General features: G+C 60.5%; 9 protein-coding genes. 8 read left to right on the top strand and 1 reads right to left on the bottom strand.

Going from position 1 to position 14,989, the window contains the following annotated elements:
- Positions 1-220 precede the first annotated feature (220 nt).
- Genes K5D32_RS19490 through K5D32_RS19480 form a run of 3 tightly spaced genes read left to right on the top strand, consistent with a single transcriptional unit; the run spans position 221 to position 4,760 of the window.
- Positions 221-1,393 carry an efflux RND transporter periplasmic adaptor subunit gene (locus tag K5D32_RS19490; protein ID WP_221601496.1) on the top strand — a complete coding sequence of 391 codons (1,173 nt, stop codon included), beginning with the start codon at positions 221-223 and terminating at the stop codon, positions 1,391-1,393.
- Positions 1,394-3,361 (top strand): MacB family efflux pump subunit, encoded by a 1,968-nt coding sequence (locus tag K5D32_RS19485; protein WP_221601494.1) that lies wholly within the window; start codon positions 1,394-1,396, stop codon positions 3,359-3,361.
- 7 nt (positions 3,362-3,368) lie between these two features.
- Entirely contained in the window at positions 3,369-4,760 is a 1,392-nt protein-coding gene (locus tag K5D32_RS19480; RefSeq protein ID WP_221601492.1) for an efflux transporter outer membrane subunit, read from the top strand.
- A 95-nt stretch (positions 4,761-4,855) separates the two neighbouring features.
- Here K5D32_RS19480 and K5D32_RS19475 read toward each other — a convergent pair whose 3' ends face one another.
- On the bottom strand, positions 4,856-6,499 hold the full coding sequence (locus K5D32_RS19475) for a PvdJ/PvdD/PvdP-like protein (RefSeq protein WP_221601490.1): 1,644 nt from the start codon (positions 6,497-6,499) through the stop codon (positions 4,856-4,858).
- A gap of 182 nt (positions 6,500-6,681) precedes the next feature.
- On the opposite strand from K5D32_RS19475, the gene pvdM reads away from it, so the two are divergent.
- The 5 genes from pvdM to K5D32_RS19450 all read left to right on the top strand — a co-directional run bounded on the left by pvdM (position 6,682) and on the right by K5D32_RS19450 (position 14,714).
- Complete coding sequence (gene pvdM / locus K5D32_RS19470) at positions 6,682-8,025, top strand: dipeptidase (RefSeq protein ID WP_221594734.1); 1,344 nt, start codon at positions 6,682-6,684, stop codon at positions 8,023-8,025.
- 42 nt (positions 8,026-8,067) lie between these two features.
- Positions 8,068-9,348, top strand: coding sequence for an aminotransferase class V-fold PLP-dependent enzyme (locus tag K5D32_RS19465; RefSeq protein ID WP_221601488.1), 1,281 nt, complete (start codon positions 8,068-8,070; stop codon positions 9,346-9,348).
- Between the two features lie 41 nt (positions 9,349-9,389).
- Entirely contained in the window at positions 9,390-10,250 is an 861-nt protein-coding gene (locus tag K5D32_RS19460; protein ID WP_221578638.1) for a formylglycine-generating enzyme family protein, read from the top strand.
- Positions 10,251-10,293: 43 nt separating this feature from the next.
- On the top strand, positions 10,294-11,958 hold the full coding sequence (locus K5D32_RS19455; protein WP_221601487.1) for a cyclic peptide export ABC transporter: 1,665 nt from the start codon (positions 10,294-10,296) through the stop codon (positions 11,956-11,958).
- 317 nt (positions 11,959-12,275) lie between these two features.
- Positions 12,276-14,714: a TonB-dependent siderophore receptor gene (locus K5D32_RS19450; RefSeq protein WP_409372883.1), complete on the top strand. Its 2,439-nt coding sequence runs from the start codon at positions 12,276-12,278 to the stop codon at positions 14,712-14,714.
- The last annotated feature ends 275 nt before the right edge of the window (positions 14,715-14,989 follow it).

The following is a 14,989-nucleotide window of genomic DNA, read 5'->3' as shown; positions in this document are numbered from 1 at the left end:
AGACTCCACTGCTTGCCCTTGATGATCACTCTATGCTCAGCAACACAGGCTGTCCTGCATCGCAAAGATATCAGTCATCAAGGACGGCAGAGAGCTCCAGCCACCAAAGCAACTCTCTAAAGTGTACCGCGCTAAATTCCCGCCCGCGTTCCTCGTTTAATGGACAGTTCCCGTGGCCGTCGCCTGCCGACGGGCTGAATTCTCCAAGCAGGAACCCTGCATGAAACGCTCTCGACACCCTGGACGCGCCGTCCTTCTGGCGCTGTGCATGTTTCCGGTCATCGCTGTGTGCGCCTGGCAAATCATGCCTTCGGGCAACAGCGATGCGGCCACCGCCCTCGTCACTCGCAGCGATATTCAAAGCAGCGTGACGGCGCTGGGCACTCTGCAACCGCGCAGTTATGTGGATGTGGGTTCTCAGGCCACCGGCCAGATCATGAAGATCCACGCGCAGGTCGGGGATCAGGTCAAGGAAGGCCAGTTGCTGGTGGAGATCGATCCGTCCACGCAAAAAGCCCGTCTCGATGTCGCCCGCTACGCCATTGAAAACCTCAAGGCCCAGCTTCAGGAGCAGCGTGCCTTGCACGAACTGGCCCAGCAGAAACAGCAGCGCCAGCGAAGCCTGGCCGCCGGAGGTGCCACACGTGCCGAAGATGTGCAGGCGGCCGAATCGGAGTTTCGCGCCACCCAGGCACGGGTCGACATGTTCAAGGCGCAGATTCTCCAGGCCCAGGCCAGCCTGCGCAGTGACGAAGCCGCGCTGGGCTACACCCGCATTTACGCGCCGATGTCTGGCACCGTGGTCGCGCTGGATGCGCGGGAAGGCCAGACCCTCAATGCCCAGCAGCAGACGCCGCTGATCCTGCGCATCGCCCGACTCTCGCCCATGACCGTCTGGGCCGAGGTGTCCGAAGCCGATATCGGCCATGTCAAACCCGGCATGAACGCCTATTTCACCACCCTGAGCGGCGGCACCCGGCGCTGGAGCAGCACGGTCCGGCAGATTCTCCCGGTGCCGCCCAAGCCGCTGGAACAGGCCAATCAGGGCGGCGGCAGCCCGAGCAGTTCGGGCAAGAACGGCAGCGGTCGCGTGGTGCTCTATACCGTACTGCTGGATGTCGACAACGCCGATCAGGCATTGATGGCGGAAATGACCGCGCAGATATTCTTTGTCGCCAACAGTGCTCAAAACACCCTGACCGCGCCTCTCGCTGCCCTGAAAAGCGGGCCGCAGGCCGACCTGCAAACGGCCCGCGTGCTCACCGCCAGCGGCGACATACAGAACCGCGAGGTGCGCACCGGCATCAGCGACCGTTTGCGGGTGCAGATTCTCGAAGGGCTGAATGAAGGTGACCGGCTGTTGATCGGCCCGTCCATCGGCAGTGGAGGCTGAATGCAAATGCCGCTGATCGACCTGCGGGATATCCGCAAATCCTACGGGGGTGGCGATAACCCGCTGGTTAACGTGCTGCGAGGGATCGACCTGTCGATCCATGCCGGAGAGTTCGTGGCCATTGTCGGTGCCTCCGGCTCGGGCAAATCGACCCTGATGAATATTCTCGGTTGCCTCGACCGCCCAAGCGCCGGGCAATACCTGTTCGCCGGGGAAGATGTGGCCGGGCTGGACAGCGACGAACTGGCCTGGCTGCGACGCGAAGCCTTTGGCTTCGTGTTTCAGGGCTATCACTTGATCCCGTCCGGCTCGGCGCAGGAAAACGTCGAGATGCCGGCGATCTACGCCGGAACGCCCGCAGCAGAGCGTCATGCCCGCGCCGCCGCCCTGCTCGACCGGCTGGGGCTGGCTTCACGCACCGGCAACCGCCCGCACCAGCTATCCGGCGGCCAGCAGCAACGGGTTTCCATTGCTCGCGCCTTGATGAACGGCGGGCATATCATCCTCGCCGACGAACCTACCGGCGCACTGGACAGCCACAGCGGTGCGGAGGTCATGACCCTGCTGGACGAACTGGCCAGCCAGGGGCATGTGGTGATTCTGATCACTCACGACCGGGAAGTCGCCGCCCGCGCCAGACGCGTCATCGAAGTCAGTGACGGCCTGATTGTCAGCGACACGGCCTCAGGCAATCCGCAAGCCTCGACCAACCCGGCGGCCTTGCAGGCCGTTGACCTGCGCCAGCGTCTGAGTGAAGGCAGTACCCGCAATGGTGCCTGGAAAGGCGAACTGCTCGATGCCATTCAGGCCGCGTGGCGGGTGATGTGGATCAACCGGTTCCGCACCGCACTGACCTTGCTGGGCATCGTGATCGGCGTCGCGTCGGTGGTGGTCATGCTGGCCGTGGGCGAAGGCAGCAAGCGTCAGGTCATGGCGCAGATGTCGTCCTTTGGTTCCAACATCATTTACCTCAACGGCAAATCCCCCAGCCCACGCACTCCCAAAGGCATCATCACCCTGGAAGAAGTCGCCGCACTGGGCGAGTTGCCCGAAGTGAAAATGATCATGCCGGTCAATGGCGGGCAGGCAGGCGTGCGCTTCGGCAACCTCGATCACTCCAGCTATGTGGGCGGCAACGACACGCACTTTCCGGCCATCTTCAACTGGCCGGTCGTCGAAGGCAGTTACTTTACCGAAGCCGACGAAAGAAACGCCGCAGCGGTGGCAGTGATCGGCCATAAAGTCCGGCAAAAGCTGTTCAAGGACCTGGCCAGCCCCATCGGCCAGTACATCCTCATCGAAAATGTGCCCTTCCAGGTGGTGGGCGTTTTGCAGGAAAAAGGTGCCAGCTCCGGCGACCTGGACAGCGACAACCGCATTGCCATTCCCTACTCCTCGGCCAGCATCCGCCTGTTCGGCACCCAGAACCCGGAATACATTGCCATCGCCACCAGGGATGCCGGCAAGGTCAAGGAAGCCGAGCGCTCGATCCATGACCTGATGCAGCGCCTGCACAACGGCAAGAACGATTACGAACTGACCAACAACGCCGCAATGATCCAGGCCGAAGCCCGGACCCAGAACACCCTGTCGCTGATGCTCGGCTCCATTGCCGCCATCTCGCTGCTGGTGGGCGGTATCGGCGTGATGAACATCATGTTGATGACCGTGCGTGAACGCACCCGGGAAATCGGTATCCGCATGGCCACCGGCGCACGCCAGGGCGACATTCTGCGCCAGTTCCTCACCGAAGCCGTGATGCTCTCGGTGGTCGGCGGGCTGGCCGGGATCGTGCTGGCCCTTGGCATGGGCGGCGTGCTGCTGCTCGGCAAGATCGCCGTGGCGTTTTCGCTGTTTGCCGTTGTCGGGGCCTTTGCCTGTGCACTGGTCACCGGCGTGGTCTTCGGTTTTATGCCTGCCCGCAAAGCTGCCCGGCTTGATCCGGTTGCGGCCCTCACCAGCGAATGATCTATCGATGAAGCCAACCCTGACCCTGCTGACCTGCTGCCTGCTGCTGGCGGCCTGCAACACTTCTGCGCCCACCATCGATAGCGGCATCCAGCCGCCGCCGAGTTGGGCCTTCGCCCAAAGCGCCGCCTTGCAACGCACCGATGCTCAATGGTGGCAGCAATTTGGCAGCCCGGACCTGAACCGCCTGATCGGACAGGCACGGGTCAACAGCCATGAAGTCGCTGCCGCCATGGCCCGTGTGCGACAGGCTCAGGCCACGGCAACCATTGCCGGAGCCCCCACACGCCCCGAAATCACCTACGACATCCGTGGCGAGCGCAACAAGTTCCTGCGCAGCAGCGACCGCAAGGCCAGCCCTTCGGATGACAACAATACCGACGCCTTTACCACCAGCCTGACCGCCAGTTACGAAGTGGATTTCTGGGGTGGCGTATCGGCTGCTCGGGACAGTGCGCTACAGAGTTTGAAAGCCAGCGAGTTCGACAGGGCCACAGTGGAACTGACCCTGCTCAGCAGCGTGGCCGACCGTTACGCGCAAACCCTGTCGGCCAAGGAACAAAGCCATATCGCCGAACTGAACCTGGCCAATGCCCAAAACGTGCTGCGCCTGGTACAGACCCGCTATGACTCAGGCTCTGCAACGGCGCTGGAACTGGCTCAGCAGAAGAATCTGGTCGCCACTCAGCAACGCGAACTGCCACGTATTCAGCACTTGGCCAATGAGCAACGGATCACCCTGGCCGCCCTGCTCGGCCAACCTGTTCAGCGCCTGGAACTGGGCAATCAGGATTTCGAAACCTTGAGCTGGCCGCAGATTGGTACAGGATTGCCCAGCGAGCTGCTGACCCGTCGCCCCGACATCGCCAAGGCCGAAGCCGAACTGGCCGCTGCTCAGGCGGATGTCACCGTAGCCCGCGCCGCACTGCTGCCCAAACTGACCTTGAGCGCCACACTGGGCACGGAAGTGGTTCGGGCCGAAGACTGGTTGCGCGCGCCTTTCAGCAGCCTGGCTGCAGGCCTGACCGGGCCGATCTTCAATAACGGACGCCTGAGCGCAGAACGCGACAAGGCCACGGCTCGTCAGGAAGAGCTACTGGAAACCTATCGCGGCGCGATCATCAACAGCTTCGCCGACGTGGAAAAAGCCCTGAACAGCATCACCGGCCTGGACCAGCAAAGGTACTGGCACGACGAAGAACTCAAGGAAGCCCAGACTGCATTTCGCATCGCCCAGAGCCGTTACGAAGCTGGAGCCGAAGATTTGCTGACCGTACTGGAAACCCAGCGCACGCTGTATCTGGCACAGGATGTGAGCGTGCAACTTCGGTTGTCGAGGGTGCAGGCAAGTATTGCCCTGTACAAAGCCCTGGGCGGCGGCTGGACACAACCCCTGTAGGAGCGAATTCATTCGCGAAGATCCGGTGAATTCAAAGAAAATCCATCGGATTCAATGCCGTCTCGCGAATGAATTCGCTCCTACAGATTCAGGGATTAAAACCCGCCAAACCACTTCTCCGGCAGCAGGTTTCTCGCATACCACGGCCGACGCGGCACACGGCGCAGGAGGTTGCCGAGTTTGTCATCCGCCGCAAAGGTGATGCGCAGCGCCAGCTTCATGACTTCCGGGTCCATTTCCATGGTCGTTCCGGCATTCAGGCCCGGCGTGGTGCTGCAACCATGGGTCTGCGGGCCGAGCCAGGGATCGCTGACTTCAACCCAACGCCCCGGCGCGAACCAGGGCACGCCATTGACTTCAAGACGGCTTACTTCTCCCGGATGAAAACGCTCATGGGCGCGGAACCAGTCGTCGATCCGGTCATCGATCCAGCCATGGAACATCCAGAACACCGGATGCACATGGGACGAAAACGGATCAGCGAGAAAATCGTTTTCCGGCTCGAACCAGCGGGCCGCGAAGTCCGCGGAATCACGGGCCATGGGCACCGGTTCGCCATTTGAAGGGTCGCGTGCCACCGATGCCCAGCGCATATGCAGCCAGTCATGCAGTTCCAGTTCAACCTGGGAACCGAACTGGCCAAGGGTCAGTTTCGACAGGAAGCGCGGGTCCCGGTATTGGGATTCCCACGCCTGGAAATGTGTGCTGAATGTCTCGTCGCTTTTGATATCGCTGACCAACTGGCTGTATTCCGCATCGCCATTGGCCTGCCAGGACGGTGGCAACGCGCAGCCATCGTGGTTATCGAAGTATCGGGCAAAGCCCTGACGATCCCGCTCCAGCTCCGGCTGCGGCAAGGGGAAGCGCGGCCAGGAAGGCAGTTCCTGAAACTGGCGGGCCTGAATCAGCATGTGCCGATGCATGTAGAAAAAGTCGATGCCCGAACCGTTACGGTCCTTGTGTTCACCACGGGCATCGCGCTCCTTGTCTCGCGGGCCGGGCTGCCAGCCGATACCGCGCAGGGCATTGCGCTTGTCTTCGGGCAGGCGATGCCACTTGTCGCGGCTGGCATGCCAGAGCTGGTGAAACAGGCGATGCTCCTTGGAAACCAGCCAGGCCAGAAACGGCGGCGTCAGCGCGACACGATCACGGGCTTCGGGAAACACATGCTTGGTGGCGATAAAACGGTTTTCCAGTTCAGGCAGCGCCAGCGGACGATCCAGACGCTCGATGCGTCCACTCAAGGTGCCGCTGCCTGCATTGCCGAAGCTGCCCCAGACCTCATCCAGAATCATACTGAATTCATAGTCCGGCGCATCGCTTTGCGGGCTGTCATCGGCATGGCCGTCAATGACACGGAAATACAGTTTCGAGGCGTCGGCAGAACGCAGGTCGCCGATGACCCGAAAACGTGGCTCGGCCTCACCCCGCAGACGCTCGGCAGTGTCGATATAACCCCGCAGGCCACGGCCACGCGGGGCAATGTCGAGGAACATTTCCAGACCCTGAAGTGGCGCACCGGTCAACCCGGCATCACGCCCCTCGAAACGTATAGCCCAAACCCCGCGCAGCTTGTCGGCCAACCGTTGGGTGGCGGTATCGGCCGGCGCGGCTGTCGCTTCCCCCGGTGTAACGGGTTCTTCGACGCGCGTGAGTTCGCGATGTGCGTAATAAGCAGCCGGTACCGCAGCACCGGTGAGCGCCAGGCCCGCTATAAACCCTCGTCGAGAAATCGTCATACCTTACCTGTTAACGCCCCGAAACGGCCTTTATCCAAGCTAGGACGTAACATCGCCCAAGAAATTTAGGGCCAAGACCGCGAACTGCATCCACGCTAAATTTTTCTGCCATCCGCTCGTTCTCCCCAGATAGCAAAGGCCCTTGTGCCTGCTTCTGAACGGCGAACCTGAAAGAGATGGCAATGACAAAACCGCGTTGGAAAAAGGCTCTTTTCATTGGCCTGCCCCTGGCTCTGGCAATCAGTGCCGGCGCAGGCTGGCTGGCCTGGAATTACTGGTCGCCATCGGGTTACCCGGTCAAGGTGATGAAACAGGCTGAAGAGCTGCAGGAGCGAATCATTTCCTTCGACAGCCACATCACTGTGCCCTTGAAGTTCGGCAGCGAGCGCAACGAAGCGGACAAGGACGGTTCCGGGCAATTCGATCTGGTGAAGACCGCACGCGGGCGCTTGTCGGGTGCGGCACTGACGGTGTTTGGCTGGCCGGAAATCTGGAACGGCCCCAATGCGCCCCATCGCCCGACGCCAGGCTTCGTGGATGAAGCGCGCCATCAGCAAGAGGTCCGCTACAAGATCATCACCGGCATGGTCCGCGATTTCCCGAATCAGGTCGGCATCGCCTACACCCCGGATGACATGCGCCGCCTGCACGGCGAAGGCAAGTTTGCGATTTTCATCAGCATGCTCAACGCCTATCCGCTGGGCAACGACATCAATCTGCTGGACCAGTGGACGGCGCGCGGCATGCGCATGTTCGGCTTCAGCTATGTGGGCAACAACAGTTGGGCGGACTCTTCACGCCCGCTGCCGTTCTTCAATGATTCCCAAGACCCGCTGGGCGGGCTGTCCGAGATCGGCAAGCAGGCTGTGCATCGCCTGAACGATCTGGGCGTGATCATCGACGTATCGCAGATGTCGACCAAGGGCCTGGAGCAGGTCAGCCAGTTGAGCCGCACACCCATGGTTGCCTCGCACTCCGCACCACGGGCGCTGGTGGACATCCCGCGCAACCTGAGCGACGAAGAACTGCAGATCATCAAGCAGAGCGGCGGCGTGGTACAGGTCGTGGCATTCCCGGCCTACCTGAAACCCCTGACCCAGAAGACCCAGGACAAGCTCAACAAGCTGCGCAAGGACTTCGACCTGCCACCGCTGCCGAACCTGGCCATGGCCCTGATGCCCGGCGACGCGATCATTACCGTCTGGCCGGAGCAACGTTTCGGCGCTTACGCCAGCAAGCTGTACGCCATTCTCGAAGAAGAGCCAAAGGCCACCGTCAAGGATTTCGTCAACGCCATCGACTACACGGTGAAGAAGATCGGCATCGATCATGTGGGCATCAGCTCCGACTTCAACGATGGCGGCGGCGTGGATGGCTTCAAGGATGTCAGCGAAATCCGCAACGTGACCGCCGAGCTGATCGAGCGCGGCTATGCCGAAGCCGACATTGCCAAACTCTGGGGCGGCAACTTCCTGCGGGTCTGGGAGCAGGTACAGAAATCGGCAAAACCGGTGGCCAGCCAATGAACCTATTCCGCTTGCACACCGACATTCCAGGTATGGCCGCTCATGACTGACCGCAGAACCTTCCTCAAACAGGCCGGCCTGCTCGCCGCCGCCTTGCCCATGGGCGCGAATCTGCTGCCTTCGGCCATGGCCTCCAGCACCGCCCCGACCTCAAAGGACAAGTGGACCACCTTGCGCGGGCTGTTCGATCAGGACCCGGATTACATCCACTTCGCCAACTTCCTGATCACTTCGCACCCCAAGCCCGTGCGCGAAGCCATCGAGTTTCACCGCGCCAATATCGACCGCAACCCCGGTCTGGCCATGGACTGGGACCTGAAGGAAATCGCCCACCGCGAAGACGCGGTGCGCGAGTGGGCAGGCAAGTATTTCAATGCCAGGCCCGGCCAGATCGCCCTGACCGGCAGCACGACGGAAGGCCTGGCGATTATCTATGGCGGCATTCATGTACGGCAGGATCAGGAAATTCTCACCACCGAGCATGAACACTTCTGCACCCGCAATATCCTGAACTCGCGCCACAAGAGAGAAGGCACCCAGGTTCGCAAGATCCGCCTGTTCAAGGATCCCACCACGGTTTCGAGCGACGAAATCATCGGCAATATCGCCCAGGCCATTCGCCCCGAAACCCGCGTACTGGGCATGACCTGGGTGCAATCGGGCAGCGGCGTCAAACTGCCGGTCGGCGAAATAGGCGCGCTGGTTCAGGAGCAGAACCGTAATCGCGACGACAAGGACCGCATTCTGTACGTGATCGATGGCGTGCACGGTTTCGGGGTCGAAGATGTGGACTTCCCGAGCATGAATTGCGACTTCTTTGTCGCCGGGACCCACAAGTGGATGTTCGGTCCACGGGGCACCGGCATCATCTGCGCGCGCTCGGAGCAGTTGAAGGATGTCACCCCGCTGATCCCGAGTTTTTCGGAAGCCATCAACTTCGGCACCATCATGACACCCGGCGGCTATCACTCCTTTGAGTACCGCTGGGCAGCGGACAAAGCCTTCGAACTGCACCTGCAACTGGGCAAGGCCGATGTCCAGGCACGCATTCATCAGCTCAACACCTACATCAAGCAGCGCCTGAAAGAACAGCCGGGCATCGAACTGGTCACGCCCATGGCGCCCGAGCTGTCGTCGGGGTTCAGCTTCTTCAGGGTCAAGGACCGCAACTGCGACGACGTGGCGGCCTGGCTGATGAAAAACCATGTCGTAGTCGATGCCGTGGATCGCGATATCGGACCGGTCGTGCGCACCGCTCCGGGCCTGCTCAATAACGAGGCCGAGATAGACCGCTTCCTGGCCGTCCTCAGCCAACGCCCATGACGCTTGTCACCCGCTTTCAGATTTCTGCCTTGAGGCCCGCTATGAACAAGATGTTGTCCAACCTGTCCCTGACCGCCCTGCTGGGCGCGCTATTACCCGCAGCCGCCATGGCCGCCACGCCAGAACCGGGCAAGGTGTTCAAGGACTGCAAGGATTGTCCGGAAATGGTCGTGTTGCCTGCCGGCACCTTCACCATGGGCGCGCCGGAATCCGAACTCGGCCGCCAGCCCGACGAAGGCCCGTTGCATGAAGTGACCTTCGCCAAGCCGTTCGCCATCAGCCAGTTTCAAGTGCTGAGCGGCGAGTGGAAGACCTATATCAAAAGCACCGGCTACAAGATGCCCGATGGCGATACTCGTCCGGGTCGCGAGTGCAAGGCCGGCCAGCCGCGCTATCCACTGACCGACCGCCAGCCTGCGGTGTGCATGGACTGGAACGAAGCCAAGGCCTACGCCGCCTGGCTGTCGAAGAAGACCGGCAAAACCTACCGGCTGGTCAGCGAGGCCGAGCGCGAGTATGCAGCCCGTGGCGGCAGCACCGGACCGTTCCCCTTCCCCATGGATGAAGGCAAGCAATACAGCATCGCCAAGCATGCCAACACCTATGGCCCGGAAGACGGCTTCAGCGTCACGGCCCCGGCAGGCAGTTACAGCCCCAATGACTTCGGCATCTATGACGCCCACGGCAATGTCTACGAGTGGACCGCCGATTGCGAAACCAGCAACTACAACGGCGCCCCCACCGATGGCAGTGCCTGGCTGGCCGGTGATTGCAGCTGGAAGATGATTCGCGGCAACGACTGGACCGAAGCGCCGATTTTCTCCCGCTCCGGCAACCGCAACAGCCGCAAGCCCGATGTGCGCGGCGACTGGCTGGGCTTCCGGGTCGTTCGCGAACTCTGACGCTTTCTTCAGGCCGATCAACGGATAATCACGAGACAACAGCATGACACCCAAATCAGAAAGCCTCGCCCGGGAAACCCTGAGGATCCTCAAGCCATTCTGGTGGCTGGTGGCTCTCTCCACTGTGCTGGGGGTTGTCAGCGGCCTGAGCGTGACCGCCCTGCTGGCCACCATCAACAACGCGATGAACATGGCAGGCGGACCTGACACCCACACTGCCCTGCTGTTCGCCGGCCTGTGCGTGCTGACCCTGGCCTGCTCCACCGTCTCGAACCTGTCGACCAACTATGTCGGCCAGCGCGTGGTCGCCAACCTGCGGCGCGAGCTGGCCGCCAAGGTGCTGGTCGCGCCCATCGAGCAACTGGAGCGCTACCGCTCCCATCGCCTGATTCCAGTGTTGCTCAATGACGTGAACACCCTCAGCACTTTCGCCCTGTCGATTGCGCCGATGGTGATTTCCTTCACCGTCACCCTGGGCTGCCTGACTTACCTGGCCCTGCTGTCGTGGCAGATCCTGGCGCTGACAGTACTGACCGTGGTGCTGGGCACTGGCGCGCAGTATCTGGCTCATCATTTCGGCACCCGCAGCATCGTCGCGGCCCGTAACGGCGAAGACGAGCTGCAAAAGCACTATCAGGCCCTGTCGGCCGGTGCCAAGGAACTGCGCATCCAGCGCAAGCGTCGTCAGCACATGCTCGACGAGCAGATCCATGGCGCGACCGAGCGCATCTGCCGATCCAGCGTGCGCGCCGCCAACATTTTCGTCAGCGCAGAAACCTTCGGTTCGATGCTGTTCTTCGCGGTTATCGGCATTGCCATTGCCTTTCAGGCGCTGTGGCCGAGCACCGAAAAAACCGTGCTGGGCGGTTTCGTGCTGGTCATGCTGTACATGAAAGGCCCGCTGGAACGCCTGATCACCGCCCTGCCCGGCATCAGCCGCGCCCAGATCGCCATGCGCCGTATCGCCGAGCTGTCGTGGAAGTTCTCCAGCCCCGAGCCGCACCTGCTGGTCAGCGACCGCCCCAATACCCTGGCGAACATGCAGACCCTGGAACTCCATCAATTGCGCTATGACTACCCGCCAGTGGAAGGCAGCGAGTCCTTCCACCTCGGCCCGGTCAACCTGAGCATCAAACAGGGCGATATCGTGTTTATCGTCGGCGAGAACGGCTGCGGCAAGACCACGCTGATCAAGCTGTTGCTAGGCCTATACAAGCCACAGCAAGGCGAAATCCGCCTCAACGGCAAAGCCGTCATGCCAGAGGAACTGGACGATTATCGCCAGTTGTTTACCACCATCTTCGCCGACTACCACCTGTTCGACGAACCGATGCAGGGCGAAGCGAAACTGCCTGCCGATGCGGGCAAATACCTGGAGCGTCTGGATATCGCTCACAAGGTCAGCATTCGCGATGGCGCGTTCACCACCACTGACCTGTCGACCGGCCAACGCAAGCGTCTGGCCCTGATCAATGCCTGGCTGGATGAGCGTCAGGTGCTGGTGTTCGACGAATGGGCCGCCGATCAGGACCCGGCTTTCCGCCGCGTGTTCTATACCGAGTTGCTGCCCGAGCTCAAACAGCAAGGCAAGACCATCATCGTCATCTCCCACGACGACCGGTATTTCCCCATTGCCGACCAACTGGTGCGCATGCAGGCCGGCAAGATCGAAGTGGAACAGGTGCAAGCCGAACAGGTATCCGCCTGAATCCAGCCCGTTATCCATGACATGGCCCCGCCCGGATCAAACCGCGAGCGGGGCTTTTTTTGCCTCTGGATTATCTGCCCCTTTGCCACAGATAGCCTTGCGCCATCTTTTTCAGGGCAAATGTGAAAAATTCATTAAATAACTGAGAGGCATTTTCGTTCTCTTTAACAGCACACCTGCGCGGGCATCTGTCGTCAGCCCGGCTCCCTATAAAAAGTTGCACAGCGTCTGCTCCGATTCTGCACAAGCAGCCCACGGACAGGACTGAACAACGCTCTTTGATCTCCCTGCCAATACCAACTAGAAAGAGCCACTCCATGTACACACCATCACGACTCACACCACTGAGCAAGGCCTTGCTGATCAGCCGCATGTTCCGCCCAAGACCTGCCATGGCAGCAATTGGTCTGGCACTGAGCATGCCCATGGCCGCTCAGGTACAGGCCCAGGAAATCGAGTTCAATATCCCGGCCCAACCGCTGAGCAGTGCCCTGAGTCAACTGGAACGCCAGGGTGGTGTGCGCGCGGTTTATAGCCCGGCGGACGTGCAAGGTAAAACCAGCGGCGCAGTACAAGGCAAGTTCACTCCGGCACAGGCAGCGGGGAAACTGCTGGCCGGAGCGGGCCTGACCTACAGCCTGCAAGGCAATGCTCTGACCCTGAGTGCGCAGGATTCATCGGCGGCCATCAATCTGGCACCGACCGCGATTGACTCCCAATATCTGGGCACCGCCACTGACGGCACAGGCTCCTACACCACCGGTGCAACCACTATCGGCAAAGGCGCGGCTCAATCGCTGCGTGAAACGCCACAGTCGGTGACGGTCATGACTCGTCAGGTCATGGACGACAACAACCTCACCAGCCTGAGCGAAGTGCTGGAAGACACTCCCGGCATCAGCTTCCAGTACCGCAACTTCGGTGGCCACGTGTATACCTCCCGTGGTTTCTCGCTGCTGGCGGAAAGCTTCCTGGTCGATGGTATTGGTGGTCAGGGTTATCAAATTACTGGCTGGATGCAGCCAGACATGGCGATCTATGACCGCGTTGAAGTCCTGCGCGGCGCTTCCGGCCTGCTGGTCGGTGCGGGTCAGCCCGGTGGTGCCGTGAACCTGGTGCGCAAGCGCCCGACTGCCGAGAACAAGTTCTCGATCACCACCCGTGCAGGTTCCTGGGACCAGTATCGTGTCGATCTGGATGGCAGCGGCAAACTCAATGACTCGGGCACGGTCCGTGGCCGTATGGTGGCCGCCTATGAAGACAATGGTTCGTACCAGGATAACCGAAACAGCCGCACGCCGCTGCTGTACGGCATCCTCGAAGCCGATGTGACCGACGACACCACACTGACCATGAGCCTGCGTCGTCAGGAGAAGGTCATCAACGGTTACTCGATCTACGGCCTGCCGCGCTACAGCAACGGGCAGTCGCTGGATCTTTCCCGCTCGACGAACCTGGCCCAGAAGTGGAACCGCCTCGAAACAGACATGAGCGAAGCCTTCTTTGAAGTCGAGCATCGCTTCAATGAAAACTGGCTCAACAAGACCTCCCTGACCTACTCCGAAGGTGGGTTCGATCAGGCCATCGCCTTTGCTCGTGGTGCCGTTAACCCGACAACGCTGGCTGGCTCGAGCTTCCGCAGTACCTTGTTCCGCCACGATGAAGTCAACAGTCTGGGCCTGAACAGCCAGCTGGAAGGCAAGTTCGACGCCTTCGGCCTGTCCCATGAGGTCACGTTTGGTGCCGACTGGTCGAGACAGAGAGCCGACAACAAAAACGTCACAGTAGCGACTGCTTCCCCCATCAATATCTTTGATGTCAACCACAGCTCAATTGCCAAACCGGTAAATCCAGGCTGGACGAGCAATTACGTCTCGACAGAAGAGCGAGCAGGCCTTTACGCCAATACCCGCATTCACCTGACCGAGCCTTTGAGCCTGGTACTGGGCGGGCGTCTCAGTTGGTACGAATATAACTACAATTCCAAATACGACCCGACCCTTTCCTATGAATCCAAACAGACTCAGGAATTTACCCCGTTCGCCGGCCTGATCTACGACATCAACGACAGTTGGTCGTGGTACGCCAGCTATGCGGATATCTTCACCCCGCAAGCCGCTTACAGGAAGGTCGGTGGCGCTCCACTGGATCCGGCCATTGGCTCCAACTACGAAACGGGTATCAAGGGCGAATTGTTCGACAAGCGCCTGAATCTGTCGATGGCCCTGTTCTATATCAAGCAGAAAGACGTAGCCTACGTCGACCTGGAGACAGAAGAACTCTGCCCGGGCAGCTCTGACGGATCCTGCTACGTCCAGGGCGGCATCAAGCGCAGTAAAGGTGTTGATATCGAAGCCAGCGGCGAAGTACTGCCGGGCCTGCAGGTCTTTGGCGGTTATACCTTCAATCAATTGGCAAACAGTTCGGATATGGAAGTCGCCTACGAAACACCGAAACACATGCTGCGCCTGAACACCAGCTACAACCTGCCAGGAGCCTGGAATCGTCTGACCCTGGGCGCTGGCGTATCGGCGGACTCCGGTTACACCGTACCGTCCAACGATCAACTGGGCGTTTCAGGCCGCGCCATCTGGGATGCACGCGCCGCCTGGAAACTCGACGAGCACTGGACCGTCGCCCTGAACGCCGACAACCTGTTCGATCGCAAGTACTACACCACAGCCGTGGCAGTGGATCGTTCCAACCTGTACGGCGAACCACGCAGCTATGTCCTGATCCTGCGCGGCGACTTCTGATAACGCGCAATCTCTGCGGATAAACCGATCCGTAGCACACCAAAAAAAGACCAGAGGGTAGCCTCTGGTCTTTTTTATTGAGGAATTCACTAAATTAATTCCTGCCCCATTCGTATGAATCCCTTATGAACCACGTTGAAAAATCGCCCAGTAAAGGATGACCAGAGGCAGTGCCCCCATACGACGGTATGGTTTACCCTGCGTCATTGATCGAAGAGCCATCACCATGCAATCACGCACCCGCCCTCCACTGCCTGTCCGCCTGCTGTTCCAGC

This window comes from Pseudomonas cichorii, assembly GCF_019719005.1.
In the GTDB taxonomy this organism is placed as follows: Bacteria; Pseudomonadota; Gammaproteobacteria; order Pseudomonadales; family Pseudomonadaceae; genus Aquipseudomonas; species Aquipseudomonas cichorii_E.
The sequence above is the reverse complement of the archived record's forward strand: the minus strand, read 5'-3'. Positions and strand labels throughout refer to the sequence as shown.

Coding starts and splice junctions, on each gene's coding strand:
- K5D32_RS19490 (WP_221601496.1), top strand. CDS start 221: ATGAAACGCTCTCGACACCCTGGACGCGCCGTCCTTCTGGCGCTGTGC.
- K5D32_RS19485 (WP_221601494.1), top strand. CDS start 1,394: ATGCAAATGCCGCTGATCGACCTGCGGGATATCCGCAAATCCTACGGG.
- K5D32_RS19480 (WP_221601492.1), top strand. CDS start 3,369: ATGAAGCCAACCCTGACCCTGCTGACCTGCTGCCTGCTGCTGGCGGCC.
- K5D32_RS19475 (WP_221601490.1), bottom strand. CDS start 6,499: ATGACGATTTCTCGACGAGGGTTTATAGCGGGCCTGGCGCTCACCGGT.
- pvdM (WP_221594734.1), top strand. CDS start 6,682: ATGACAAAACCGCGTTGGAAAAAGGCTCTTTTCATTGGCCTGCCCCTG.
- K5D32_RS19465 (WP_221601488.1), top strand. CDS start 8,068: ATGACTGACCGCAGAACCTTCCTCAAACAGGCCGGCCTGCTCGCCGCC.
- K5D32_RS19460 (WP_221578638.1), top strand. CDS start 9,390: ATGAACAAGATGTTGTCCAACCTGTCCCTGACCGCCCTGCTGGGCGCG.
- K5D32_RS19455 (WP_221601487.1), top strand. CDS start 10,294: ATGACACCCAAATCAGAAAGCCTCGCCCGGGAAACCCTGAGGATCCTC.
- K5D32_RS19450 (WP_409372883.1), top strand. CDS start 12,276: ATGTACACACCATCACGACTCACACCACTGAGCAAGGCCTTGCTGATC.